This is a genomic window from Agathobaculum faecis (genome assembly GCF_014287995.1).
Taxonomy (GTDB): Bacteria; Bacillota; Clostridia; order Oscillospirales; family Butyricicoccaceae; genus Agathobaculum; species Agathobaculum ammoniilyticum.
Map to the genome: position 1 here is coordinate 1 of NZ_JACOPL010000015.1, position 25,703 is coordinate 25,703.

The window sequence follows — 25,703 nt, forward strand, 5'->3', positions numbered from 1 at the left end:
TTCTTGCATCGTGGTATCATAGTTTGTCAAGCAATAGACCGTCCCGAATTTTCCATGCGGACGGCGGTTCGCCAGTTTTGCATACAGGTGCAAACCGCGCAGTACAGCATCGCTTTCTTTCATGTAATCCCACGCAAAGTGTATTTCTGCCAGTTTGACGTGGTTTATCTTCTGTATGTTTTGCTCAGTCAAAATCCGTGCGTCCAGACCCTGCGTAAAGTCCACCCATGCGCCGCTCTGCACAAGCTGTTCCAGCAGCTCCATGTGATCGGGACAGGATAACAAATTAGGGTCAAGCAGTTTAATTTTTTTCTGCCCACTCCAAAACTCGCTTAAATCTGCAACCTTTCTCGATCCCCGCCCCTCTTTTTCTGCTACAATGCAGAAATGACAGCCCCGTGGGCATCCGCGCGTCAGAAACCCATAGGCGATATCCTGCGGCATCCAATGATACAGGCCGTAGTCCGGCATGATATGTTCGATTTCGTCCGGCAGGCGGTTATCCAGGCCATATCCCGTGCCGCCTTTAATAATCTCCGCAGCATTACAAGGCTCCGGTTTGTCCTCCGAATAGGTATCATCAAAGACGCGGGACATATATACACGGTCGTACTGCACAAAACCGTCCCACCATTCTACATGATCACCAATAGATTTGTGATATGCGGATATTTTCATCAGCGCGAGATTCGGCCAGTTATGGCCGTCTACATCAATCAGCCCGACTTTCAAATAGCGCCTCCATCACCATCTCCACAGCCTCGTCCGTCATGGGTGCGCCGCAAGCCTCGCAGAACGGTGTATCAGGCCCAATAAACACTCTTTTACAACGCGAACATCTCCGCTTTGGCACATCGTTGTAAGCCTCTCTCATATCTTCCCACTCCCCTCTCCACGCCTTATTTACCTGCTCCTGCGTGGGCGGGGTGAGGGCGGCAGCAGCCATCCTGTAAAACTCTTTGACCTCTGATATGCCGGTCATATTCACGGCGTGTTCTGCAAATTTAATCGCTTCTTCCCGCGTCATTTCTAAGCCTCCATCAAAACATCTTCAAATCCGATCTGGCTTTCATCCCTCTGCGGCTTGAGCATCTTATCCACCGCCGCACAGTAAAAATCCCTGGATATCTCAAACCCGTAGCTGTTTCGCCCAAGCTCTGCCGCAGCCCGCAGCGTTGCACCGCTTCCCGCACATGGATCAATTACAACGTCGCCAGGATCGGTAAAAATCTCTATCAGCCTTTTCAACACTTTCACCGGCTTTTGCGTTGGATGGATTTTCGGAATGTACTTACCGTCTTTCTCCCACCAGAACCAATTGAAAACCATTTTCCCGTCGTTATTGAACTTGGGCAGCTTGTCCCTGTACAGCACTACCGCGTGCTCTGTCGCACCTACAATTTTCATGTTTGCCTTTAATACTTGTGCGGAATAGTTCTTGATGAAAAACAACGGGTAACTATGCACGAAACCGTACTTTTTCCCATAACCGATAACGGTCTGCATCTGGTCAAACGCGCAAAACACGATCATGGCCGGCGCTTTGCCTTTCTCTTTCGGTTCTTTCTTGAGCAGCCGATTGCAGAAATGCATATATTCCGCAATGTTGAAATTTATGTCCGTGTTGAAAAACGCCTTGCCCGCCTTGCTGCTCTCGCCATTGCGGTTGTCTCCGTCTATGTACCATTCCGTGCTAGATGCATAGGCATTCACTCCAAGATTATACGGGATATCCGCAATCACAAGCTGCGCTTTCGGGATGCCGTACCGCTTGTAGTTCTGGAAATTGTCATTGTATATCTCAGTTTTCATCTTCATATATCTCCACTTCGATTCGTGGGCGTTTCGCGTCCACCTCGAACACATCCTCAAACCCCGCGATCTCTTTCCACCCATCGTTCCGCAGGTATTTCCCCCTGACGAGCGCGTCCTGTATCACCTTTCGGCCGAACGCGCACACATTGTCCTTGTCCCGCCGGCGGTTCGGCTCATACCAGCGGTAAACCATGCGTACCGGACCGTCCGCCCTCCACTTCCCGAGGCTCCTTGCCGCATGCAGCACGACGGCCTCGCACTGCTTTTTCAGCTTCGCGCCCATCTGCCTGTGGCTGCGCTCCGCTTCGATCAGTTCATTCAGCCCCGGCAGCGTGCCGCGTATCGTGAATTTAACCACCTGCGCCCCTCCTTGCCTCAAGCTGCTGCTTCACCCGATCGCGCCACTGCGTTTCCCATTCTGACAACTGCTGTCCGGTTATCCCCTGTGCCGTGGGCTTCCTGCCGCCGCTCTCGATCCTGTCCCAGACGATCCCGCGCCAGTTGTTTGCCATGCTCAGGCGTATCACATCGCACACCGCCCGTTCGCCGTGCGCCCCGATCTGGTTCTCTATCTCCGCAAGCAGGCTTTTCAGGCCGACCGGCTTATACGCCTCGCGGCGCTCCTGCTTATACGCCAGCCATTCACGGACGGTTTCGACAACAGGCTCCGAAAAGCGTTCGGAGAGTTCGGGCGCGCCCTCTTTCTTAGCTTTCTTGCTTTCTTCTCTTTCTTTTCTTTCTTTCATTGTTGCCCTTTGATTGCCCTCGGTCTGCCCGCTGTCTGCCCGCGGTCTGTCCTCTGTCTGTCCTTGGTCTGCCATTTGTTTGCCCTCGGTCTGCCCTTGGTTTGCCCCGTCCGATTGATACCGTTCGTATTCGTTGACGGTGATAACGGTCATGTGCCGGTTGCTCCAAACAGCGATCTCTCCGGTTTTTTTCAGCCGGTCCAGGCTCGTCCGAACCTCTTTCACGCTAAGGCCGGTCTGCTCTGCCAAACCGGCAAGGGAGGTTGCGATCTGGCCACGCTCTATCGTCTTGTCTCCCATATCGCGCGGCTCATAGTTCGCATTCAGCAAAAGGTTAATCCAAAGCAGGAGGGTTTTCGGCTCTTTGTACCACCGCCAATTCGCAAGCGAACGGTGCAGCTTTATGTAACCGTTTTCCAGCACCTTTCCACCACCTCATACACCGCCACGGAAACGCCCGTGAGCGGGTCTTTCTGTTTGCCCACCGCCTTTACCCTGCCCGCCTTGCGCAGTTCGGTGAGCCTTGGTTTTACCGCGTTCAGATCTGAAAAGCCCAGCTCATACGCGATCTGCCGCGCGGTCATCTGCCGGCCGTGCAGGCAGCCCAGTATCATTGCCTGCCGCTTTGCCTTGTCTATTGCTTCATGCCCCTCGCGGCGCGTCTCCTCTGTAATGCTCATGCTGCCACCTCAAAAGGGTACATCCCCGTCGTCCTCCGGCTCGCAGAAGTCCGAATCGGCGTTCGGTGCCTGCTTTTGTGCAGCGTCCTTTTTGCTCCCGCCGGCAAAGTCGATGCTCTCTGCCTGCACTTCCCATGAACGCCGCCTGTTGCCGTTCCTGTCCTCCCAGTCGCGGCTTTCCAGCCGGCCGCGCACGACCGCCATATCGCCCTTATGGAACCATTGTTGTACATGCTCTGCCGTCTTCCCCCAGAACACCACGTCTATCCAGTCTACCGGATATTCGCCGTTTGATGCTTTCCGGCTGCGCTGCACAGCCAATACCGCACTGCATACCGCCGTGTTGCTCTGCGTGTAGCGCAGCTCCACATCATCCTTTAACCGGCCTTGAATGATAATGCAATTCAACATCTGTCCAAATCCTTTCGATATTTCAAATCAGCCTCGTTCCAATCCGGATACAGCCCTTGCAGGTATTCCCGCAGCTCCCCGCGTATTTCCTCCCGCTCTACACTCTGGTCAAATCGCCGGTGGCAGTCCGCGCACAGCATAACAAGGTTCATTTCCCGTCCTAAGCCGCCGTGGGAGCGCGGAACGAAATGGGCGGCTTGTAATGTGCCGGCCGTCCCGCAAAGCACGCAGCGCTTATTGTCGCGCTCATATACCCGCTTCCATGTCGCGGGCTGTACCGATGTAAACCGTGTTTCACGTCTCATACCGCTCTCGCCTCCGGCTTCCAGTCGTTTATCCATCGCAGGATATCGCCCGGCGGCGCAGTCTCGATACCCTGCTCCCTGCAGTCCTGCACGATCAGGTCGATCAACCGCCCCATCTGCCGCGTGTCGTAGGTGCTGCTGCCGTAATAGCAAAGCAGCATCCCGCTTCCGGCCTCCTGTACCACCCAGCCAAGCCCCTGCGCGCGCCAGAGGTCCGCGATCAGCTCTTTCTGCTGCTCATTTGCGTAGGGCACGACGCGGAAGTTGTCGCCCACATCAGGTATATAACCCCTGTAGACCATCTCGCGCGGTACTCCCACCACAGCGGCCAACCTGCCCATCAGTTCCCATGCATAGGCGTTTGCTCTTCCTGTCCTGCGGTTGTACTTACGCCTGATCTCTGCCTGATACGCCTTGCCCTGCTGCATCTGCCCGCACTCATTCCGCGCCATCGGCGCGTTTTTGATATGCAAGCACAGCCAGTTCCCGTCACCGTCCCGCATCACGCGGGCGCGGTCAAATTCATGCGTCATCCTGCATCGCCCTCTTGTGCGCTTCCTCGTCCATTTTCTTATTGAGGTCTACCATCAATACGCCCCAAGCGGTTTTCGTAAGGTTTCCGATATTATCAACGCTGAAACCGCATAACTGCTTAAATTCGCTCTTCGTGTCCGCGCCCAACGCTTTAGCAACCTTTTTCAGTGTCTCAATCTCGACCGCTCCGACAAATTCCTCCTTTTCCTGTGCATCCAGTTCCGCGCTGCTGATCTTATCAGGATCCTCGCCGGTCGGTATCGCAAATGTACGCAGGAACATATACTTAAAAGCGTAGGTCATCGCCTTTCCCGCACCCTTATCCTGCGTATCCGCTCCGTCCCCGCTGGACACGATTTCTATGTAGTCGTTCGGGTCCTCGATATTCTGCAGCCGGTAGGTCACATCGACCGATGTGATCGTGCCGACGCGCTCCCGTGTCTGCCGGACAGGGAATACGACAAGCCCGTGGTCAAGCAGCGCCTTGCGCATCGTGCCTGTCACCTTCTCCTCGCTGATCGCTTTATATTTGGTAGTCTTAAACTCCACATGATCATCTTTAGCAAGATACTGTACATCCCGCATTACTGCCGCCATCTTTTCAAAAAGATTCATTCAACCTTCCTCCATTTCATCCTGCACCCGAAAGCGAATATCTATCAGGAACGACTTTATCTCTTCCGGAAACAGCGTCTTGTAATCATCCAGAAACGACTTTATTTCAAATTCCGCATCCGACAAATCGCGCAGATAGTTAATTCGATTCTGGTCTTTGCGCTCCATCGGTTCCAGCCGTCTTTCCGGACAGCCGGTTAATGTATCTCTTGACATTTTCGTTCCTCGTGTTATTCTATAAGTGTGTTATTGTCTTTGCCGCTTTCCCAGTTGGCGCTGGGGAGCGGCTTTTACTTTTCATTGAACAGTTCTTCAAACGGTATCCCTGTCAGCTCTACCAGCCGCCTGCAAAGTGACAGGCGCGGGTCGTGCCGGCCGTATGCATAGTTCTGCATTGTCGTTTCACTTACACCTGACATCTCAGCCAGCCGGCTGATGGAAACGCGGTTCGCCCGCATCCACGCTTCAAGCGCGGGATAGATGATCTTGTATTTGCTACCGTACATTTCCCATCACCGTAATCTTTCGCGCAAGCGGCTGTAAGTATTTCGGGTCCGGCTTCTGGTTGTCCGCGATCGAGTGGAACGTCTCTGCATTTTCCTTTGTTTTGCGTCTCAGCTCACGCATTTTCTCGAAATTCACGCGCCCTTCCTCCTTTCGTTTATCTCGTGCTGCGCCTCCTGTTGGGCGTGCTTCTCCATCAGGTACCAGCCTGCCAGCCCGCAAATAACGCTGCAAACGCATAGCGCGCCGAGCAGACCAACTGGGAAACTGTCTTGACCGCACGCCGCTATGAATGCACTGGCAAGGCACAGTCCGCTGAACAGCTTGTACAGTTTCATGTCAGCGCCTCCGCAATCTCACTCCACGGGATTCGCAGCGCGTGCGCCAGCCGTTCCAGCTCGTCAAGCGTGAACAGCCCTGGATTGTCCATGCGCCGTGCATAGCACGCCCTGTCGATCAGCGCCCGTTCGGCCTGCGCCTTTTTGGTTTCCGCACCCTCCATAACCGCATGCTTGGCAATAACGCCTTTCAGCTTAACGCATTTCTTCTGGTTCATTCCTTTTCACCTCCACGTTAATCTTTACATCTGCTTCGTCTATGCCGCAGAATGCCGCAACAATTTTCTTAAATTCCAGTACGTTGCGCCGCGCATTGCTCGCATAATCATTTAATGCCTTTTCTTCGTTTGTTTTTTCTGATTTCACAAAATATCCTCCATTCCTTGCCAGAGGTAGGAGGATATGGTATAATGTCCTCGATACCTCGTAGCCGCAATACGTGGTGTCACGCCCTGTCGGATGTTCCAGCATCCGGCGGGGCATTTTTAATCTTTGGAAAACGCCTCTTCGTACGTAAGACCGGTACATTTAAGTATTCGGTCGATGGTTTTCTTTCGAGGTTCTGCTTTCCCTGTTAATATGTTGTAAAGTGTTGCATAGGAAATCCCAAATTCGTTAGAAAAGTCACGACATGTTAATCGTTCTCGAACAAGGAATTTTCTTATATTTGGATAAATGCATGCATTTACAATCTTTTCGTTACTCCTTATTCTCTCAGTTCGCAACTCCTCGGAAATGTATTGCTTTGATACACCAAAACGATTTGCAATTTCCTGTATTGTGTTTCCTTCAAGACGCATTCGGAATGCCTCTACTTTTTCGTCGATCGTCATTTCATGCTCCTGACCATTTGACTATCATGATAATTTCAACGATTCTCGTTGTTTTACACTGTCCTATACTGATTCGGACGGGTTACGCGCCATTGTTTGATGTAAAAGCGCTTTCAGGCGAGGCATTTTTATGCTATATAAAGTTTTCTAAAAGATAGTCCAGCGCCCAAAATTCGGGGTTAAATATCGCGTTGATTATGTTGCTTGCAATAGAATCTATTACAACCACCATCACAAAAGATATGGCAACAAGCAAAACACCTATCACAGAAAGCGCCGCACATGCTCCGGTCTCTTCATTATCTGCTAGTTTTGAAAAAACTGTAACTCGTTTAGCGCCGCCATATTGCTTAATCTCACACGATTTTTTCAAGAAGAATCGATGAACAAATACGGCGGTTAGAATAATGAAAGCCAGATATGCGATACAAAAGAATGCGCCTTTGATTGCATAAATCTTTGCTTGTGCTGTTAGAACTGAAAATATCTGATCTGCCGTAGTGCCAAGCTTGTCCGATAGCACATCAATAATCTGGCTTACATCACGGGCTGTCATTAATCCCATCCCTGCCTTTCCTTTTCATCCAGATAGTCCTGCGCCCGCTCGTCCGCTTCTGCTTCAATCTGCATCTGCTCAATCAGCCGCACGATCTCGCGTTTCCTGCGCGCTTCGCCTTTTTCGCTGTATTCGCCTGATGCGATCTGACGGCACAGGTCAATAATGCGGAATGCGCTGTTTGATATTTTCTGTAAATTCATGGTTTGTTTTTCCTCCTGTCCTGTTTATTGGACTTATGTTGTGCTATGCTGGTCTTGTTCAGAAATCAGGGCATTCACCGCCTCTGTGAATCTCGTTTCTGCATCTGGCGGCTCTCGGTGTCCGTTGAGAACCATGCTGACATAACGATCTGTGACACCCATTTCATCACCCAACATTTTGTTGGTAATTTTATGGACATGCATCAAACCTACTAAATTTCCCGTCCATTCTTTAGGCAACTTTTTTCAACTCCTTCCGTTTTTGTAGTTGAAAAATTCAAACCGATGTGCTATCTTATAAGTACCACCAAATAAGAAACAAGAGTTTGAACTTTTCAACCACTGTTTATATTTTAGTATAGTTGTTTCAACTTGTCAATAACTTGTGTTGGAATTTTCAAACTTGTCTGTTTTGCACAATTAAGAAAGGGTGTTTTTGTGTTTTACGACAGGTTTGTTGAGCTATGCAGTATGCATGGAGTTTCCCCCAGCAAAGCGGCGCAAGAATCTGGCATCAACAAGTCCACTGTGACTTATTGGAAGAACCATACAGAATCCAAGCCCACGGGGCAACTTGCAGAAAAGTTGTGTAGTTATTTCAACGTATCTATGAGCGAATTATACGGCGATACGCAAAAAGAAACGCCCCCCCTTACTGCAAAGGATGAGCGTGATATTGCCCGTGATTTAGAGCGGATACGGCAGGCGTTGGAAAGCGAAGATACAATTATGTTTGATGGAGACCCTATGAGCGACGAAGCGCGCGATTCCATCATGAATGCCATAGAGCTTGGGCTTAAAGCTGCAAAAATAAAGAACAAGGAAAAATATACTCCCAAAAAATATCGAAAGGGATGATTGTATTTGCTTGTCGTAGATCGTCTTATCAAAAAACATCAAACACGAGCCCCTTTCCAAATCGCTTCCGATCTTGGTTATATCATAATTTCTTGCCCATTATATAATGTTCGTGGTTTCTACCAGTACATGAAGCGAAATCATATTATCTATTTAGATGAATCGCTTTCTTATGAAGATGCTCGATTTGTATGCGCTCATGAACTGGGTCATTCCCTTTTGCATCGCGGCGCAAACCGTATATTTATGGATTCCAGAACCTTTATGGTCGGCAGTAAGTACGAGCGCGAAGCAAACCTGTTTGCATCATGTCTGCTCGTGGACGACAGCGAGCTTGTGGATTTGGCATACTGCGGACTTACGATAGACCAGATCAGCAACGAGCTTTCTATTCCGAAGCCGTGCGTCGAAGCTCGATTGCTGAAATAGAAAAAGCCCGATCTATAAAACAACTGTAATGAGGCGAGGCTATAGCATGAATTTTCTTGATGCGCACATTATTGTCCATGTCAGATATGGCGGTGCCTTGGCAAACCATAAGGCTACTAAATATGATATGATTTTTAGACCCTATTCAGATTATGGAAATGATTTTGACAAGAAAACAATCGTGAACGCTTTCAAGCTGTTCTTTGCACACACTATCTTATTCAACACCCGAACACAAGAAGAGTTTGAGCAATATCAATCTGTTTTGTGCCACTTAGACAGTTTTATCCCTGATTCCGATATGGAACGGGTTAGAAAGTCATCCAAAATATTATATGACAAGGGATTTATTGCAAAAATATTGAATGCGTCAGCGAAAGAGTATGCAAAGAAAGAAATTGACGAATTTGTCGCTTCTGCTACGCCTCCGTATTCATGGACTGCTGAAATGGATCGTTTTCTCACCGGAATCATTGATTATAAAGCAGTATGGTTGCGAGAATATCAGGCGCAAGAGCGTTCCTCAAACGATTTTTGGAATTATGTGCAGACATATTGTGATTATGCTTATCAGCTTGCTGGCATACCGGAAACAGAAACCGATGGGATTCTATTTGCCCCTTTTGATCAACTCCGATCAGATGTAATTAACAATAGATACCCTAATATCCTCAAGCCTTATGCAGACTATATTATGGAATCCAGTTAAAATCGCACACTACTTTTGATAAAATAAAGGAGGACTAATCATGAAAAAGAGACTATCCGCAATTATCCTGATGTTGGCAGTATTCACTTCTGGAGCGTTTGCCGCAAATGCCTACCAAAAAAGCATTACGGTAAATTACGACGTAAACCTTGAAATTAACGGTAGGGTTCCACAATTAACTGATGTAAACGGAAAAGCTGTGAAACCGTTCACCTACGACGGAACAACTTATGTCCCCATCCGCGCAGTCGCGGAGGAAATGGGTGCATATGTTGGATACGATTCGGCAAGCGGAACGGCAATCGTTTTTCAGGACGATGTTGAAGCGATGTATACTGCATATTCCATCGGTGAAGCAAGTCGAAAGCTGCAATGGGCAGTAGAAAACACGCTACAATGCTGTGAACTTTACAACACCAACGACATGAGCCGCAGTGACTTCATGAGTACCGTGAAAAGCATTGCTGACGATGCCACTGTGGCGGCGAACGACGCAAAGGAAAAGTACGGTTCCGCAGTAGATAACCAAAATATCTATATCGAGGATATCGACCTTTGCATGTCTGAATTGACATCCGAACTAAACACCGCAAATTCGTTCTTTGAATATGCTGGGAATTTTGCAAATAGCAAAAGCTCCAGTGATTTGGCAAAATTATTCAGCGCAAGAAACGAAATTGTAATCAACGAAAAAGCAGTCAAAGCGGTAGATTCTTTCATGCAAACCATGTGGTAAAAATAAAAAATCCCGCCCACGGCTGGCACCATGAGCGGGACAAGGGTAGAAACATTTTGCGGTGTATTCTACCCTTTTATTCTAACAGGAATAGGAGGAAAAAGCAATGACAAAGAAAACGGTCAAACGCAAAGGCATCACCGCGCATATCCTGCCATCCGGAAGCGCGCGCGTGCAGGTTTATGTCGGAAAGGACGAAAACGGAAAGCGCATATATAAATCATTTACTAATCCTGACCCAATTATGGCAATACAAGCTGCTTTAGATTATAAGCAACACAAAGGAGAACCGACAAAACCGAAGAGTATCACTATTGGCAAGGCTGTAGAACAATACATAGACAGTAAAGAGAACATCCTTTCCCCATCCACCATAGAGGGGTATCGAAACGTGCAGCGGAACAGGCTTCAACCAATTAAGGATATGGATATTGATAAATTCGATACTTCCGATGCACAGGCATATATAAATAGTCTGTCCAAAAACATCTCCCCTAAAAGCGTGTCAAATGCTTGGGGGTTGGTCGTTTCGGCCATACAACTGCAAGCTCCTGATAAGGTTCTGCGTGTTACATTACCCGCAAAGAAAAAAGTCGTTCGTGAACTTCCTACAGCTCAGGAAGTTATTAATGCCATAAAAGGTACTGATGTTGAATTGCCTGCACTTCTCGCTATGTGGTTATCACTGCGTATGTCAGAAGTGCGCGGGATTAAATACAAAGACATTACCCGTGGAATATTAACAGTGCGCAGAACAATTCTTACAGTAAAAGGTGAGCATATTGCCAGAGAACAAACAAAAACATATGGGAGTACCCGCAGAATCAAACTACCTGAACATATCCAGAAATTGATCGGAAGCGGCGATCCTAACGATTTCATCGTAAAGCAGACAGCCGAGGTCATATATAAACATTTTGTGCATGCTATTGAATGTGCCGGATTGCCCCATATTAGATTCCATGATCTGCGGCACCTAAACGCATCAATCATGTTGCAGCTTGGAATCCCCGAAAAATACGCTATGGAGCGCGGCGGATGGACAACAAATTCCACTTTGCAAAACGTGTATCAGCATACATTCAGCGCCGAGCGTGCAGCCGTTGACGAAAAGGTAGATGCTTATTTTAACCAACTCTTAGGATGATGCAACACGAAATGCAACACGACACCCCGCACACCCGCATGATACCTAAACTTTCAAGGGGTTCAACTCCCCTCGGCTCCACCATAACGCGCAGGTACGAACCATACACATTGTTAGGAACGTATTTGCGGTCACAATCAACAACGGCAGCAAGCGATGATGCTTGCTGCCGTTGCTGATTTTTGTATGTTGCAAAGAGGTATTCGAAGAAAAGCAGAAAAATAGGATTGATATGAACAGAGTATGGACTATGAAGTTTGGACTGTATCATCATTGATGGGTGTTAAATCTATCTATAGCGTCTGGCAGCAGATGCTGGATTACTTTGACGCGTCCCCCATCGGTCTTACGTCTATGCCGGATAAGTATACTTTCGCTTTTGGGGCGAAGTTGTGGTAGCGAGGTCATCATTGAAAGGAGGTGGGACTATGTGTTTGAATCGCTGGAGATCCTGTTACATATTGGAGTAAGAGGAAAGAATGCTTCCCAATATATCCTCTTCCAACGAAAGAGAAGTATGTGGAAAAGTTCCTGTCAGTTGACTAATGGGTCTGTTTGTAACATGTAGTTATTTTATTTAAAGTTTTTTAGCGCTAACATATGTTTGAAACGTCAAACAACATTATGTTATAATCAATTGAGTTTTCTAAAAAAACTCAAGAATGTTATTGATCGCGGAATACTATCAGTGATGTGGAAGATATCATCGACGACGTGGTAAATAACCTGAGTGAGGAATTGGAGAAGACTTTTACCGACCTGAAGCAAGAAAAGCAGTCGTTTGAGGATTTCGGCATTACCTTTGAGGAAAAAGCCTTCTATGACATCCTCGTTGCTGTGGCCGAAAATATGGCTTTAAAGAGCAGCTTTCGGAAGATACCTATATCTTCTTGGCTAAAGAGATTCAGATACTTGTTGGCAACAAATCTAAGTACACTGACTGGACGAATCGTCAGTATGTTAAGGATGAGCTCCATGCTGATGTTGCCAAGCTGCTAAAGAAAAACGGATACCCGCCGAAGAGCATTGATGTTGTCTATAATGAAATCATGAAGCCGGTGGAGAACTACAAGCAATATGCAGAATAATTTCGAATACGACTTTCAATATTTGCTTCTGCGCCATCGTCTATAAGGAGGCTGTAAAATGTATATTTCCGAACTATCAATCCAAGGGTATAAAAATACTTATGAAAAATCCAATATTTCATTTAACAAAGGATTAAATGTGTTGCTTGGAGAAAATGGTTGCGGAAAGACCGCCGTTATCAATGCTCTTCGCCTCCTCTTCCGCGAACCAGAATCAAATTATGCTTGCTCTCTGGACGATTTCTATTGTTCATTGGATAGATCTTATGCTGCAGATACAATCGAGATCAATGCGTTGTTGACCGAGTTAACCGAAGACGAGAAAATCACTTTTTTGTCTTGGTGCAATGCCGATTTTAATGCACACCTGCATCTTCGTATTACGGAGAACCCAACAAAGCCCGGCGCAATGAAACGGAAATACTGGGGTGGAGAGTCGACGGCCAGCATTTTTGAAGAAGATACTTTTGATAGGATTGAATGCATTTACCTTCCGCCGTTGCGCGATGCAGAAGCTAGACTTTCTGCTGGCAGACGCTCACGACTAACATGGCTTCTTAAAAAGAAGTACGGGGATAACACGGGATCTCTTGTGGATAGCGTTGCCGAATTTAACAACAATATCGTGCAGAATAAGGATGATAAGTACACTGAGATTCAAGATGTAAAGGCATCTATTAACGGAAAAATTGTGGAGGCATTAGGCGAGAAACTTGGTCAGAGCGTAAATCTGCAATTTTCTGAAACAACCTTTAATCGGATTATAGAAAATATCCGCATGGTTTTCTTTCCGCATACTGGGGAAACGGATATAGCAAAATTTAGAGATTTGGCTACTAACAGCCTAGGGTATAACAACCTGCTCTATATTGCTACGGTATTTGCCGAACTTGAGTTGATTAAGGATTCTGATATCTTTACGATTCTTCTCATTGAAGAACCAGAGGCCCATCTTCATCCACAGTTGCAGGTAAAGTTTATCAAATATCTTGAAGCACTGGTTTCTACACTTCCCAATGCACAAGTGATCGTTTCTACGCATTCACCGGTACTAGCATCTTCCGTAAAGATAGACAAGTTGATTCATTTGGTGGGGAAAGAAAACCGGATTGTCTCCACAATGATAGGACAGAAGGAATTTGCTGATACGAATGCGGTAAATTATATTAACCGATGGCTGGATGTTACTAAGTCCACCATGCTTTTCTCACGAGGAATTATATTGGTCGAGGGGATTGCGGAAGCACTCGTATTGCCGAGGCTGGCAGAGATTGTTTTGAAAAAATATAACCAAAGTCATGATGAATCTTTGCGTTTGGCCTCGGCTCTCGACGAGATGGGTGTTTCTGTAATTAATATCAATGGCATCAACTTTCAGTACTTCATGAAGTTGTTCGGAAATTTTCAGGGGTCTTCCGGCCCCAATATCCCAATATTCTGTTCCGGTTTAACAGATAGGGATCCCGGCAAAGATGCTTCTGACAATGTTATCTATCCTGAGAAAGATACGGAGGTAGAAAGCAAGAACCCTATTGTTGAAGCAAAAGCTGAAATTGATGAAAATGAATGGACAAAGCTATTTGTGTCTCCATTGAAAACATTTGAGTATGACCTTGCCACATATAATCCCAAGGTGTTAGCTGCTGTCCTAAAATCTATCTGGCCTACGTCTGGCGGAACTGTATGTGCCGAACTTGATGAAATTATTGGCAGAGAGACCGAGTACGAAGATCTGTCTCTTTTGGTAAAAGATGCAAAATATATTTATGCGCACATAGAAAGCAATAAGATTGGAAAAGGTGTGTTTGCTTATGCTTTGGCCGAAAAAATCACGGATGATTTTGTAGTACCAGACTATATCTCTAATGCCGTTCTTTGGGCCTGTGGAGGAAAATCATTGTGACAAGGGACGAAAAAATTGAAGAACTTACTGAAGTGCTGTCTGCCGGTAAGGTATTTACCCAACAGGCAAAGGAGCGAATAGAGGAGAAAACTGACGAACAGCTAGACTATATCCTTTCTCCGATAGATCAGTGCATCTATTTAGAGGCTTGTGCGGGAAGCGGAAAAACTGAAGTATTGGGGCTAAAAGCGGCTTATGAGATTTGCAGGTGGATATCCCGACAAACCGGAATTGCCGTTTTAACTTTTACAAATGAGGCGACCGCAACTATCGCGGATCGGGTTTCCTCATTTTACGGCAAGCCTGTTCCTTCCAATCATTTCATTGGCACATTCTCCAGTTTTGTTCACGGACATATCGCGCAGCGCTTTGGTTACAAGTTTTATGATATACCAGGGGATAGAACTGATAAATCTTTTAGAATCATAGACTCTGATACAAACCCGTATGGCAATCAGTGGCTTAATAACTATAGACTAGAATTTCCTTTTCCCAAACAAACGATCTATGCTAGTCAGCTTTATTATAAGGGTAGCTGTAAAGATTGGTTTGTTTCGCAAGGGGAATCGACAAAAAGTCTTACTGAAATGTATAACTCGGTAGAATGTCAACAGTATATCGCAGAGATACGTCGGCGCAAAAATGCCCCCTATTTGTTCCAACTCAATTATCTGAAAGATCAGATAAAGGAATGTAAATTAAAGTTCTGGCATGATGGTTTTGCCAATTTTGACGATATGAATCTAATCGCTCATCGATGCCTTCGCGATGAAATCATTTGCCATTTCATTGCAAAAAAATTCCCTGTAATTATGATTGATGAGTGTCAGGATTTATCGGCAAACGAATTGAATATCCTTTCCCTCCTTATTACTGCTGGCGTAACTGTTCATTACATTGGCGATTTGCATCAGGCGATTTATTCCTTCAAAGATTCTTGTCCAGCGTTGTTTCTGGACCATCTCACGACCCACCATTTCGAAACAATGCATCTAAGTCAGAACTTTAGAAGCACACAAAAAATCGTTGATTTTTCTCGAAAGATGGGTGGGATAGACTACTCGATTTCAGGCTCCGTAGAGAGTAAATGTGGCAATTATGATTGTTGCTATGTGGAGTATGACGATGACGAGAAAGATGCAATTATGGCTTTTACCGATATGCTCAATAGATTTGACATACCAATCAATGATGCTGTCGTCCTTGTTAGGACGCAAACTGCAAAGCAAAAGCTAAGTCATGGCCCTTCGAATGACCACAAGACGCATCCCATTATAAACGCCATCCAGCTATGGCAACAAAATGAGCCTGTAGCGCGTCAAACAGCTTTAAGTCTGCTTGCATATCAACTGCAGAGATGGATGGGGTTTCATGGAAAAAGCAACAACTACTATTACTCAGATGAGGTATGTCCGAACGTGGTGTCCTGGAGATTGTTGCTTAGAAATATTCTTGTTGAACTATGCTCCGATCCTGTGATGACAACCGTGGACGAGTTGACTTACGGATCATGGTATTCGAAGAACAAAGAGAGAGTTATTAGTGTCATCGCACATCATCTTAACACCATAGGGCAAGACCTGCCTGTGATAACAATCCGAACCCCTAAGGGGACTGCAAAACAGCCAATGGTCCAGATAGTATTGCCTGAAGAAGAACAACTGTGTGTTGAGACGATCCATTCGGTTAAGGGCGGTACATTTGATGCAGTGTTGTTATTATCTTCGCCAGATGCCCGTGGTAAAACGGGGTTTTGGGAGAATTGGTTAAAATCCGATGATGAATCGGGAAGAATAGGTTATGTTGCTTGTACACGTCCGCGTTATTTATTATGCTGGGGTGTTGGAAACCTTTCGGATGATCAAAGACGCAAATTAGAGGAGTTAGGTTTAGCAAAGCTCAACAATGATACGCCTTAGTCACTGAGCTATTGCCGTAATTATTCTATCACCTGTGTTCTATGGTTTGTACCAATATTATTTTTTGCGTAACATTTTTGGCGTATTTCTTACGCAATATTATGCCTTGTGAAAAAATGGTGCATTTAATAAAATTTTATAAAGTGCTCATAAATCTAAGCTGGTGATACTCCCAGGTGACTACGGAGGACTATCTAAGTAGCTGGACGCGAACTCGTTATTTAAAAAGTGATGCAAGTTGAGTTATTCGTATCATCATTAGTGAAAATTGGTGTAAGTGTATCAAAATGTGATATTATGAAGAAAACAGGGGTTCTATATCCGTTGTCGTCGTGGCACACATAACGTGCAGTGCGAACCATACACATTGTCAGGAACGTATTTGCGGTCATAAAAGCAACGGCAGCAAGCAGTGATGCTTGCTGCCGTTGCTTTTATGCGCGAATAAGGTAATCGATAATCTCCGGACGCATGAACGGTGTCGCTATCCGCTCCCTATCAGGAAACTGGATTACGGCACTGCTTTTTATGAAATTCTGCAACTACCTGGCACTAAATGTGGCGCCATTTTCTCAGCCGAGCCCCTATTCTGACGTACGGATCGCATTGCAATACCGGCATTCACAGCAGATACTGATAGAAATTCAAAACGAAGACAACTGGTGAAATTCGTGTGATCGACGCGGACAGACAGCATAAATCCGTAAGGTAAAGGCACGACTGCATACTTTTTGATGGAGACGGAAGCCGGCTGCTGCACCGGGCGGGTCAATCCCAGATAAGCCCAATGACAATTGAGCCGGCATAGAAAGCGAAAACTCCCAAATGAAAGCAGTTCATGGCATAAAAATCCACAAAAAGCAAGCAACTGGGTCACATAAAAATCTATGCTTTACGTGACCGATACGGCGGCTTATGATGAAAGCGGAAAGTGTTGAAAATGAGCGTGATACAGGAAATGAAGGGATGTTAGTGTCGAACCAATCTGCTGCAGTGTTGGATTCATACCGCAGTTCGGACGGAAGGAGTTTTTTGAGATAAGATGAAGCCAGAGAAACGGAAAACGCTGCGAACTTCACCCATGATGGAAAAGGTGTTTGGAATGGGAGGTGAGAAAATGCCGCATGAATATGTCAGGACCAAAAAAGAAGTATTTGACTATGTACGGGAAAAGACGCGCGCCTGCACTAGGGAAACAGCAGAGCAGCTGACCGCGAATACTATCAGCAAAGAGCTGAATATCAGCCGTGCGCTGGCCAGCCAGTACCTCAATGAGTTGGTGCGGGACGGCACGGTGATCAAGATCAGTTCGAGACCGGTATGCTTCCTGCACCGGAAAGCGCTGGAGGATGCCAACGGCGTTCGCCTGAGCACGGAGCCCTATATCAGTTGGGCGGAACTGGAGCAGGATCTGTCGCGCGGCAACAAGGGAAAACGCGATTTTGAGAAATTGATCGGCTATCATGGCGGACTGAGCTACGCAGTCGAACAATGTAAGGCTGCCATCAAATATCCGCCGGCCGGACTTCCTATTTTGATTGCGGGACAGGATGGCACGGGAAAGGGGTATTTTGCCAGTCTCGTCCATGAATACGCGCAAAACTGCGATCTGATTGCAAAGGATACCAAACTGTGCGTCTTTGATTGCGCCGAGTATGAAAACGCGCAGCAGATCTCGGTTGCGCTGTTCGGACAGGCTGCCGGACAGAACCGCAAGGAAAAGGACGGTTACCTGCAATGCGCGGACAGAAACGTCTTGTACATCTCCGACACGCAGCTGATGGGGCTGGAAGCGCAGGATAAGTTGGCGCAGCTTTTGGACAGCGGGAGTTACAAAACCGCGGACGAGCGGGAAGAAGTGCGATACAGCACCGTGCGGCTCATCCTGTCCACGGATGTTGAGCCGGAAAAGCATTTGTCCAAAAAACTGCTTCGTCGGTTACCGGTGCTCATTCACATGCCATCCTTGAGCGAACGCCCGGCAGAAGAGCGGGAACAGCTGATTTTGCACTTTTTCTGCCAGCAGGCGGAACGGGTGGGTCGGGATATTTACATCAGCAACCGCGTATTCGAGCTGCTGCTGCAATATGAATTCCCGGCAAACATTGAGCAGCTGAAAAATTGCATTCAAACCAGCTGCGCCAATGCCCTCGTCCAGAGCAACGATCAGACAAAAGACGTTTCGGTCTATCTGTACCATCTGCCGGAGTATCTGATGGCGATGGCGCGTGTCGGCAACGAGTTCAGTGAAGAGCAGCGAAGCATGATCAATGTGCGCAGCTTTGTCAAAGACGCCATGACGGAGACGATCAACCAGTATTACGAGTCGATCCTGGACGAATTCGACCAGTACCGCGTGCAGCAGTATGAGCAGGGAGCGCTGCTCCAGAAGCTGACCAAGTGCTTCAATGCCTATTCCGATTATCTGGTATTCTCCAAGCGGTTTGCAAATGCCAAAATCGACGTCATTGAACGGGTGATGGAAAACGTCTTTCATTTGCTGACGGATAAGTATTATCTCCAGCTTCCGGGACATTTCCACTATGTCTTTTCCCGCTGCCTGTATCTGCAGATGCGCTCGGCCCAATTCGATCAGGATGAGCGCGTTGCTCAGTGCCTCGCGCTGCTGGTGCGCATATTCCCCAAAGAGGCGATCCTGACAGAGGAGATCTGCCGCATCATCGAGCAGAGCCTGGACATCAGCGTCAACGGCATGAGCCAGCTCCTGTTTATGCTGGGGCTGCAGCAATATAGCCGGAACGTCCGACTGGATACCATTCGCGGCATCATCATTTGTCACGGATATTCCACAGCCAGCAGCATCGCCAATGTGGTCAACCGACTGACAGGCAGCTATGTGTTCGAGGCGATCGATATGCCGATCGAAGGGTCTGTGCAGGAAATTGCCACGCGGTTCAAGCGCTATATCAACTATGTGCCTGGGCCGAAGGACGCGATCCTGCTGGTCGACATGGGGTCGCTGGAGGATATGCATGTGCTGCTCGACGGGCAGACCAACCTGAATTTGGGGATCATCAACAATGTCTCTACCCGGCTTGCGCTGGATGTCGGCTGCAAGATTTTGCAGAACATGCCGATACAGGAAATCCTGCAGACGGCCTGCGAAGAGTATGTGACAGCCTACAAACTGGCGGAGAGCCGCCGCAAAATCGCAGCGGTGCTGTTCGTCAGCGAAGCGGGCGTATCGGTTGCCCGGAAGATGGCGGAGCTGTTCAACAACAGCCTGCCCCGTCCGATTGAGGTGGAATTCATCGGCTATGACTATCTGCGCCTGATGCATCTGGGCGGGTTGGAAGAGCTGCAAAGCAAGTACGAGATCCTGTTCGTATCCGGAACGGCCAATCCGGAACAGGAAGAGCTGACCTACATCCCGATGGAGGACATCATCTCCTTCCGGGAGATTGAGCGGATCAACCGGATGCTGAGCCGCTATATGAAGGAGGACGAGCTCGAGGAGTTCAACCAGCGACTGCTGAAGAATTTCTCGCTGCAGAACGTCGTGCAGCATCTGACGATCCTGAACGTGGACAAGATTTTGGATCTGGTCAACATCGGCGTTGTCCAGCTGCAGCGCATGATGCACCGCAAGTTTTCGGCGCAGACCATCATCGGGCTGAACATCCACATCTGCTGCCTGATCGAACGTCTGGTGACCAAAACGCCGATCGAAACCCATATCGATCAAAAGGATTTTGAGCAGGAGCAGAAACCGTTCATCGAGATGGTGCGCAGCGCGTTCCGCGAAATCAGCGAGCATTACAGCGTGGAATTCCCCATCAGCGAAATTGCGTATGTTTACGATTACATCATCCACGACCCCCGTGCTTCGCAGATCGGGAAGGAGCAGGTCCATGAAATCCGTAACCATTGACCGCATCGCCGGCATGAACTGCCATTATCGCTATTACACCCTTGCGGACTTTTTCGCAGGCCTGCAGCGCAATGGGATCACGCACGCAGAACTTTGGACCTGCGCCAGCCATTTCCTGCTCGATGCACAGCACTGGCAGGATACCCGCGCGGTGCGGAACTTGGCAAGGCAATACGGGATCACGATCATCTGCCTGACCCCCGAACAGAACAACCCCAAGCCGTATAATCTGGCAGCCAAAGATCCGGAACTGATCGAACGGACCTACCGGTATTTCTGCAATGCGATCTGCGCGGCGGAGGAATTGGAATGCCATTTGCTTTCTGTCAGCTCGGGATGGGGGTTTTACTCCGAACCGCGCGCAGAGGCATGGAAGCGGTCGGCCGAGATGCTGCACCGGATAGCAGAATATGCGCATTCGCATGGTGCCTGTCTGGCGATGGAAACGCTGCTGCCGCGCGAGACAACACTGGTCCGCACCTTGGCCGAAGCAAAAGAAATGTTGCATACAGTCGGATCCGACGGGCTCAAGCTGAATTTGGATCTGGGGTCAATGGCAGCCGCAGGCGAAACAGTCAGGCAGTGGTTTTCCGCATGCGGTACGGAGATCGTGCACTGTCACTTTGTCGACGGGAATCCGACAGGCCATCTCGCCTGGGGCGACGGAAACCGGAATCCGGGCGAAGATCTGGACGTGTTTATTCAGAGCGACTATCCGGGCTACTTTTCGTTAGAACTGCTCGCGCCGGAATATTACCAGATGCCATGGCTGGCCGAGCAGAAAAGCCTGAAAACCTTATCGCCATGGCTGGAGACAACAGGAAAGGAGGGGTACAGATGAAGCATTTCGTTCTGGCATCGCATGGAAATTTTGCAGCCGGGATCATGGATTCGCTGGAGCTCATCATGGGGCCGCAAAGCAATTTCGAAGCATTCTGCGCGTATCGTGATGGCAAAAACGACATCAAAGACCGCGTGCGGGCAATCGTGGATGCAAAAAAACCGGAAGAGGATCTGATTATTGTGACCGACGTGTTTCGCGGCAGCGTGAACAACGAGTTTATGAACTATACCGACCGTTCCGGCATCTATGTCATTGCCGGCATGAACCTGGCGCTGCTGTTAGAACTGCAGGTCAATCAGGACATGGACAGTGTGACCATGATACGCGCGGCGATCCGCTCTGCGCAGGAGACCATTCTTTTCTGCAATGAAAAGTCAGAAGTGCAGGATGAGGATTTTTGAGAGAATAGGAGGAGTAAAATGATCAACTTGATGCGCGTAGATCATCGTCTGCTGCATGGGCAAGTGGCTTTCTCTTGGACCAATGCGCTCGGTACGGATTGCATCCTGATCGCCAATGACAGCGTGCCGACAGACGATATCCGGAAAACGACGCTCAAACTCAGCAAGCCGAACGGGGTCAAGCTGGTGATCAAGTCAATCGATGATGCGATTACCGCTATTAACAGCGGCGTAACAGACAAGTATAAGCTGTTTATCATTGTCGAAACGATTCATGACGCTGCGCGCATGGTCGAGGGATGCCCGACGGTTCGTGCGGTCAATCTGGGCGGTACCCGAAAGGCGGAGGATAAAAAAGCCATCAGTAAATTCATTTTTGCATCAGAGAGCGATATTGATGACATTCGTTCCATGCTGCAGGCCGGTGCAGAGGTTGAATTGCGTCAGGTACCGTCGGACACCAAGATCAAGGCGCAGGAAGTGATTTGAAAGGGGCAAAAAGATGACTGTACAAGCAATTCTGCTGGGCTTGATTGCGTTTATCGGCAAATGTGATCTGGCAACAGGCACAAATATGATCCAGCGCCCGATCGTTTTGGGTCCGTTGGTCGGCCTGGTATTGGGCGACCTGCAAGCGGGTATCACGATCGGCGCAACGCTCGAACTCTTTTTCCTCGGCGCGGTTTCTGTTGGCGCATATATCCCGCCCAATGTAATTGTCGGCGGCGTACTGGGTACTGCTTTTGCCATCAGCACCGGTCAGGGGACGGAAGCTGCCATTACGCTCGCCATGCCGATCGCACTGATCGCACAGGCGGTTGATAACGTGATGTTCAGCCTGGTTCGTCCGCTGCTCGCGCAGATGGCCGACCGGTATGCCGCAAAGGGAAATGCCAAAGCGGTTTGCGCCATTCACATGTGCACCGGCATTCTGACATGTTCGATCCTGTTCCTGCTGACGTTTTTGGGTTTTGCCATCGGAAGCAGCCAAATGGAAGCGTTCCTCAACCTGATCCCTGCAGTTGTAACGGACGGATTGAGCATTGCAACCGGTCTGCTGCCGGCACTCGGCTTTGCGATGCTGGCACGCATGATCATGAACAAAAACGTTGTGCCGTATTTCTTCCTTGGCTTTGTGTTGTCGGCGTATTTTGGCGTCCCAATGGTTGGTATCGCGATCATTGGCCTGATCATTATCTTTACGTCGATCGGCTTCAAGCCGCAGACACAGGCGATTGACACAGTGGAGGTGGACGATGATGACTTCTGATAAGAAACTGACCAAAAAAGACATCCGCGGCATGTTTTGGCGTTCTCTCCCAATGGAGTTTTCCTGGCACTATGAACGTCAGATGCACATGGGCTTCACCTTTATGCTGGCGAAGATCCTGCAGAAACTGTATGGCGACGACAAGGAAAAGCTCGCAGCCGCACTGCAGCGACACATGGAGTTCTTCAACTGCACGCCCGCGCTTTCCAGTTTTATCGGCGGTATCATCGCCTCGATGGAGGAAAAGAATGCGAACAACGAGGCGTTCGACACTTCGTCCATCAATACGATCAAATCCGCGCTGATGGGCCCGCTGTCCGGCATCGGCGACTCCATCATCCTCGGCACGCTGCGTATTCTGGCCGTCGGCATCGGCACCTCGCTCGCCATGCAGGGCAACATTCTGGGGCCGATCCTGTTCCTGCTGGTATTCAATGTGCCGAACTACCTGCTGCATTATCTGGGCGCCGTCAAGGGCTATGAACTTGGTACGGATTTCCTCGAGAAGATCCAAAAATCCGGGTTGATGGAAAAGTTCATGTTTGCAGCCGCACTGCTTGGCGTCATGGTGGTCGGCGGCATGACAAACGAGCTGGTCGTCGTATCCACGCCGCTCACCATTGGCGTCGGCGAAACCGCCAGCGCGTTGCAGGACATTCTGGACGGTATCATGCCGGGCTTGCTCAGTCTGGGCGTGATGGGGGCTTATTACAAGCTGCTTGAGAAAAAGGTCAGCGCGGTTTGGCTGATCGTCGGCACGGCTGCTCTGGGCATCGTTTGCGCGCAGTTCGGCATTCTGGGCTGAGTTTCTGTTTTTGGTATTCCGGCATTTCCGCTATACATATCAACCAACTGGTCAAAAGTAGAAAAGGGGTAAAAAAACATGCTGAAGTTTGATGAAGTCGACTATCGCACCAATCTCAATGCACAGATCGATGCAATCGCAGATGGAAAGAAGATCGCGGACGAGATCAGCCAGCAAGGGTTCAGCAACATCTTCTTTGTGGCTGTCGGCGGCACGATCGCCATGATGATGCACTTCGGTGAGATCGCCAAGCAGTACACCAAGATCCCGGTATATGTCGAGCACGCGGCTGAAATCGTGCTAACCGGGCATTCCCAGCTGAACAAGGATTCGATCGTCATCATGGGCTCCAAGTCCGGCGACACCAAGGAGACCGTTGCGGCGGCCAAGTGGATGCAGGAGCGCGGGATCCGCGTCGTGTCCATGGTGATCGACCCCAAGAGTCCGCTGGGCAGCCAGAGCAACTGGTGTATCCCGCTGAAGGTGTTCAAAGGCGTGGAGTATGAATACCTGAACATGTTCGGCGTGTTCTATGGTCTGCTGGCAAACAACGGCGACTTCCCGCGCTTCGACGATTTCGCTGCACAGCTGAAGGCGCATCTGGCGGACGGTCTGGTAGCTGCCCAGACCCGGTTCGACGCACGCGCGGCTGAGATCGCCAAGAAATACCATACCAGCCCGTACATGATGTGGCTGGGTGAAGGCGAGCTGTGGGGCGAGGTTTACCTCTTCACCATGTGCATCCTCGAGGAGATGCAGTGGCTGCGCACCAAGAGCGTCAAGTCCAGCGAGTTTTTCCATGGCACGCTCGAACTGGTCGAAAAAGATATGCCGGTATTCCTGGTCAAGAGCGTCGGCGCGTATCGCTGCATTGACGACCGTGCCGAGCGCTTCCTGAAGGATCACACGGACGAGCTGGTCGTTGTCGACATCAAGGACTACCAGATCGACGGCATCGACGAGGAATTCGCGCCGCTGGTTTCCCCACTGCTTTCGACTGCGCTGCTCAACGGCCGTCTGTCCAAGCATTTCGAGGCCAACACCGGGCACGATCTGGATATGCGCCGCTACTATCGCCAGTTTGATTATTGATTAGTGACACTATCTCTTCCCCATTTTCATGGCCGGATGTATCTGCAGATATGTCCGGCCATGGTTTTGACCGGAATGAAAATAAAGGATGGAATTGTGGAGGCTTGTGAAAATGCTGCAAGGCGCAATATTTGATATGGATGGACTGTTATTTGATTCCGAGCGCGTTTGGGACAGCTTGTGGCCTGTTTGTTTCCAAAAGATGGGCTTACCGCTGCCGCCAGACTCTTTTTATACCGAGGGGCGGGGCATGGCAGGCAAAATCTATGCTGAGCACGTCAGAAAATATTATCCGGATGCAGATGTTCCAGCGCTGATCCGACTGCTGCTGCGTTTGGGGGATCAGCGGTTTGCTCAGGGCGTACCCATGAAGAAAGGTGCGCTGGAGCTGCTGGCATACCTGCGGGCGCAGAATATCCCGTGTGTGGTAGCCAGCTCCAGTCCGCGGAGTATGATCGAAAACAACCTCAGATATGCAGGCATCGCCAGCTATTTTTACGCGCTGGTCAGCGGTCAGGATGTCTCGCGGTCCAAGCCCGATCCGGAGATTTTCCTGCTGGCAGCATCCAAACTGCAGGCGGAAATTTCGCGCTGCGTGGTGTTGGAGGACAGTCCGAACGGCGTGCGCGCAGGCCATGCGGCTGGGGCTATAACCATTATGGTGCCGGATCTGATCGCGCCGGACCCGCAAATCCAAAAGCTGTACACCTTTTGCTGCCTGGATCTGTCGGAGGTCAAAACGCTGCTCGAACAGACGAAGCGGTAAGAGATTTTTGCGGCATCTGATACCAAATCATATTTTAGCTTGGCGATGATAGGTGTACTTTCTGACGTATATACGTTGGTTCAAAATGTTTCCGGTCAAGTTGTTTGAGCATGTATCCGGTATGGTAAAATCGCCGGTGATTTATTTCTTCTCATTGTCCGTGTGATCCGGCAGCGAAATCACCCGCAACCCTGTCGCTGGATCACTGATATACAATTCCTCGCACTTTCGCTGCGCTTCGATCAGCGTGTTGATCGCCGCTCGGTCGCGCGGAACAGCGTCAGATACATTTCTTTGTAGTCCG

General features: G+C 48.8%; 36 protein-coding genes and 1 pseudogene. 17 read left to right on the plus strand and 20 right to left on the minus strand.

The genetic code is table 11. The annotated features are described in order from the left end of the window. The 20 genes from H8S45_RS13055 to H8S45_RS13150 form a co-directional block, all read right to left on the minus strand. Positions 1-732, minus strand: a 732-nt coding sequence (locus H8S45_RS13055; protein WP_186950175.1) for a radical SAM protein, incomplete at its 3' end; no start/stop codon positions are given. Continuing rightward, a complete protein-coding gene (locus H8S45_RS13060; protein ID WP_054328576.1) occupies positions 713-1,027 on the minus strand; it encodes a hypothetical protein in 315 nt (104 codons plus the stop codon). The genes H8S45_RS13060 and H8S45_RS13055, both read right to left, overlap by 20 nt. A gap of 2 nt (positions 1,028-1,029) precedes the next feature. After that, the gene (locus H8S45_RS13065) at positions 1,030-1,812 is read right to left on the minus strand and encodes a DNA-methyltransferase (protein WP_390124445.1); all 783 of its coding nucleotides are present in this window, start codon (positions 1,810-1,812) and stop codon (positions 1,030-1,032) included. Beyond that, on the minus strand, positions 1,802-2,173 hold the full coding sequence (locus H8S45_RS13070; RefSeq protein ID WP_330603200.1) for a RusA family crossover junction endodeoxyribonuclease: 372 nt from the start codon (positions 2,171-2,173) through the stop codon (positions 1,802-1,804). Before H8S45_RS13070 ends, H8S45_RS13065 begins: the two co-directional genes overlap by 11 nt. Next, positions 2,166-2,984: a hypothetical protein gene (locus H8S45_RS13075; protein ID WP_186950179.1), complete on the minus strand. Its 819-nt coding sequence runs from the start codon at positions 2,982-2,984 to the stop codon at positions 2,166-2,168. Before H8S45_RS13075 ends, H8S45_RS13070 begins: the two co-directional genes overlap by 8 nt. Next, positions 2,963-3,241, minus strand: coding sequence for a DNA gyrase (locus H8S45_RS13080; protein ID WP_186950181.1), 279 nt, complete (start codon positions 3,239-3,241; stop codon positions 2,963-2,965). Before H8S45_RS13080 ends, H8S45_RS13075 begins: the two co-directional genes overlap by 22 nt. A 9-nt stretch (positions 3,242-3,250) precedes the next feature. Then, entirely contained in the window at positions 3,251-3,652 is a 402-nt protein-coding gene (locus H8S45_RS13085; protein WP_186950183.1) for a single-stranded DNA-binding protein, read from the minus strand. Further along, complete coding sequence (locus H8S45_RS13090) at positions 3,646-3,957, minus strand: HNH endonuclease (protein ID WP_186950185.1); 312 nt, start codon at positions 3,955-3,957, stop codon at positions 3,646-3,648. Before H8S45_RS13090 ends, H8S45_RS13085 begins: the two co-directional genes overlap by 7 nt. Continuing rightward, positions 3,954-4,490 (minus strand): hypothetical protein, encoded by a 537-nt coding sequence (locus H8S45_RS13095; RefSeq protein ID WP_186950187.1) that lies wholly within the window; start codon positions 4,488-4,490, stop codon positions 3,954-3,956. Before H8S45_RS13095 ends, H8S45_RS13090 begins: the two co-directional genes overlap by 4 nt. Further along, positions 4,480-5,106, minus strand: a complete 627-nt coding sequence (locus H8S45_RS13100; protein ID WP_186950189.1) for an ERF family protein — start codon at positions 5,104-5,106, stop codon at positions 4,480-4,482. The genes H8S45_RS13095 and H8S45_RS13100 overlap by 11 nt, the downstream gene beginning before the upstream one ends. Continuing rightward, on the minus strand, positions 5,107-5,322 hold the full coding sequence (locus H8S45_RS13105) for a hypothetical protein (RefSeq protein ID WP_186950191.1): 216 nt from the start codon (positions 5,320-5,322) through the stop codon (positions 5,107-5,109). Positions 5,323-5,396: 74 nt separating this feature from the next. After that, entirely contained in the window at positions 5,397-5,612 is a 216-nt protein-coding gene (locus H8S45_RS13110) for a helix-turn-helix transcriptional regulator (RefSeq protein ID WP_186950193.1), read from the minus strand. Beyond that, complete coding sequence (locus H8S45_RS13115; protein WP_153802399.1) at positions 5,602-5,748, minus strand: hypothetical protein; 147 nt, start codon at positions 5,746-5,748, stop codon at positions 5,602-5,604. Before H8S45_RS13115 ends, H8S45_RS13110 begins: the two co-directional genes overlap by 11 nt. Next, a complete protein-coding gene (locus H8S45_RS13120; protein WP_186950195.1) occupies positions 5,745-5,948 on the minus strand; it encodes a hypothetical protein in 204 nt (67 codons plus the stop codon). The genes H8S45_RS13115 and H8S45_RS13120 overlap by 4 nt, the downstream gene beginning before the upstream one ends. Next, entirely contained in the window at positions 5,945-6,166 is a 222-nt protein-coding gene (locus H8S45_RS13125; RefSeq protein ID WP_186950197.1) for a hypothetical protein, read from the minus strand. The genes H8S45_RS13120 and H8S45_RS13125 overlap by 4 nt, the downstream gene beginning before the upstream one ends. Further along, a complete protein-coding gene (locus H8S45_RS13130; protein ID WP_186950199.1) occupies positions 6,144-6,314 on the minus strand; it encodes a hypothetical protein in 171 nt (56 codons plus the stop codon). The genes H8S45_RS13125 and H8S45_RS13130 overlap by 23 nt, the downstream gene beginning before the upstream one ends. Before the next feature lie 119 nt (positions 6,315-6,433). After that, on the minus strand, positions 6,434-6,781 hold the full coding sequence (locus H8S45_RS13135; RefSeq protein ID WP_186950201.1) for a helix-turn-helix domain-containing protein: 348 nt from the start codon (positions 6,779-6,781) through the stop codon (positions 6,434-6,436). Between the two features lie 133 nt (positions 6,782-6,914). After that, positions 6,915-7,346 carry a hypothetical protein gene (locus H8S45_RS13140; RefSeq protein ID WP_186950203.1) on the minus strand — a complete coding sequence of 144 codons (432 nt, stop codon included), beginning with the start codon at positions 7,344-7,346 and terminating at the stop codon, positions 6,915-6,917. Continuing rightward, a complete protein-coding gene (locus tag H8S45_RS13145) occupies positions 7,337-7,540 on the minus strand; it encodes a hypothetical protein (RefSeq protein WP_186950205.1) in 204 nt (67 codons plus the stop codon). Before H8S45_RS13145 ends, H8S45_RS13140 begins: the two co-directional genes overlap by 10 nt. Positions 7,541-7,573: 33 nt before the next feature. Continuing rightward, a complete protein-coding gene (locus tag H8S45_RS13150; RefSeq protein ID WP_186950207.1) occupies positions 7,574-7,780 on the minus strand; it encodes a helix-turn-helix domain-containing protein in 207 nt (68 codons plus the stop codon). Positions 7,781-7,978: 198 nt separating this feature from the next. Here H8S45_RS13150 and H8S45_RS13155 point away from each other — a divergent pair, with 198 nt between their 5' ends. From H8S45_RS13155 to H8S45_RS13230, 17 genes and pseudogenes are all read left to right on the plus strand, one after another. Then, the gene (locus H8S45_RS13155) at positions 7,979-8,398 is read left to right on the plus strand and encodes a helix-turn-helix domain-containing protein (protein ID WP_186950209.1); all 420 of its coding nucleotides are present in this window, start codon (positions 7,979-7,981) and stop codon (positions 8,396-8,398) included. Positions 8,399-8,404: 6 nt separating this feature from the next. Further along, positions 8,405-8,827, plus strand: coding sequence for an ImmA/IrrE family metallo-endopeptidase (locus H8S45_RS13160; protein ID WP_186950212.1), 423 nt, complete (start codon positions 8,405-8,407; stop codon positions 8,825-8,827). 46 nt (positions 8,828-8,873) lie between these two features. Then, positions 8,874-9,536, plus strand: coding sequence for a hypothetical protein (locus tag H8S45_RS13165; RefSeq protein ID WP_186950214.1), 663 nt, complete (start codon positions 8,874-8,876; stop codon positions 9,534-9,536). A 40-nt stretch (positions 9,537-9,576) separates the two neighbouring features. Next, a complete protein-coding gene (locus H8S45_RS13170; RefSeq protein ID WP_186950216.1) occupies positions 9,577-10,272 on the plus strand; it encodes a stalk domain-containing protein in 696 nt (231 codons plus the stop codon). Between the two features lie 106 nt (positions 10,273-10,378). Next, positions 10,379-11,419, plus strand: coding sequence for a site-specific integrase (locus tag H8S45_RS13175; RefSeq protein ID WP_186950218.1), 1,041 nt, complete (start codon positions 10,379-10,381; stop codon positions 11,417-11,419). Between the two features lie 714 nt (positions 11,420-12,133). Beyond that, positions 12,134-12,259: pseudogene (locus H8S45_RS16915) on the plus strand (type I restriction enzyme endonuclease domain-containing protein); the annotation flags it as partial. Positions 12,260-12,309: 50 nt separating this feature from the next. Beyond that, positions 12,310-12,507 (plus strand): type I restriction enzyme endonuclease domain-containing protein, encoded by a 198-nt coding sequence (locus H8S45_RS16920; protein ID WP_161804734.1) that lies wholly within the window; start codon positions 12,310-12,312, stop codon positions 12,505-12,507. A 58-nt stretch (positions 12,508-12,565) separates the two neighbouring features. Next, on the plus strand, positions 12,566-14,410 hold the full coding sequence (locus H8S45_RS13185) for an ATP-dependent nuclease (RefSeq protein ID WP_054327197.1): 1,845 nt from the start codon (positions 12,566-12,568) through the stop codon (positions 14,408-14,410). After that, positions 14,407-16,329: a UvrD-helicase domain-containing protein gene (locus H8S45_RS13190; protein ID WP_186950220.1), complete on the plus strand. Its 1,923-nt coding sequence runs from the start codon at positions 14,407-14,409 to the stop codon at positions 16,327-16,329. The genes H8S45_RS13185 and H8S45_RS13190 overlap by 4 nt, the downstream gene beginning before the upstream one ends. A gap of 1,117 nt (positions 16,330-17,446) precedes the next feature. Then, positions 17,447-20,221: a sigma 54-interacting transcriptional regulator gene (locus H8S45_RS13195; protein ID WP_054327194.1), complete on the plus strand. Its 2,775-nt coding sequence runs from the start codon at positions 17,447-17,449 to the stop codon at positions 20,219-20,221. Next, positions 20,202-21,062: a sugar phosphate isomerase/epimerase family protein gene (locus tag H8S45_RS13200; protein ID WP_054327193.1), complete on the plus strand. Its 861-nt coding sequence runs from the start codon at positions 20,202-20,204 to the stop codon at positions 21,060-21,062. The genes H8S45_RS13195 and H8S45_RS13200 overlap by 20 nt, the downstream gene beginning before the upstream one ends. Continuing rightward, entirely contained in the window at positions 21,059-21,466 is a 408-nt protein-coding gene (locus H8S45_RS13205; RefSeq protein ID WP_186950222.1) for a PTS sugar transporter subunit IIA, read from the plus strand. Before H8S45_RS13200 ends, H8S45_RS13205 begins: the two co-directional genes overlap by 4 nt. A gap of 18 nt (positions 21,467-21,484) precedes the next feature. Then, the gene (locus H8S45_RS13210) at positions 21,485-21,955 is read left to right on the plus strand and encodes a PTS sugar transporter subunit IIB (protein WP_054327190.1); all 471 of its coding nucleotides are present in this window, start codon (positions 21,485-21,487) and stop codon (positions 21,953-21,955) included. Positions 21,956-21,968: 13 nt separating this feature from the next. Continuing rightward, complete coding sequence (locus tag H8S45_RS13215) at positions 21,969-22,736, plus strand: PTS mannose/fructose/sorbose/N-acetylgalactosamine transporter subunit IIC (protein ID WP_186950224.1); 768 nt, start codon at positions 21,969-21,971, stop codon at positions 22,734-22,736. Further along, positions 22,723-23,541 (plus strand): PTS system mannose/fructose/sorbose family transporter subunit IID, encoded by an 819-nt coding sequence (locus H8S45_RS13220; protein ID WP_174887853.1) that lies wholly within the window; start codon positions 22,723-22,725, stop codon positions 23,539-23,541. Before H8S45_RS13215 ends, H8S45_RS13220 begins: the two co-directional genes overlap by 14 nt. A gap of 78 nt (positions 23,542-23,619) precedes the next feature. Beyond that, positions 23,620-24,633: an SIS domain-containing protein gene (locus H8S45_RS13225; RefSeq protein ID WP_054327188.1), complete on the plus strand. Its 1,014-nt coding sequence runs from the start codon at positions 23,620-23,622 to the stop codon at positions 24,631-24,633. A gap of 112 nt (positions 24,634-24,745) precedes the next feature. Further along, on the plus strand, positions 24,746-25,399 hold the full coding sequence (locus H8S45_RS13230) for an HAD family hydrolase (protein ID WP_054327187.1): 654 nt from the start codon (positions 24,746-24,748) through the stop codon (positions 25,397-25,399). Positions 25,400-25,703 lie beyond the last annotated feature (304 nt).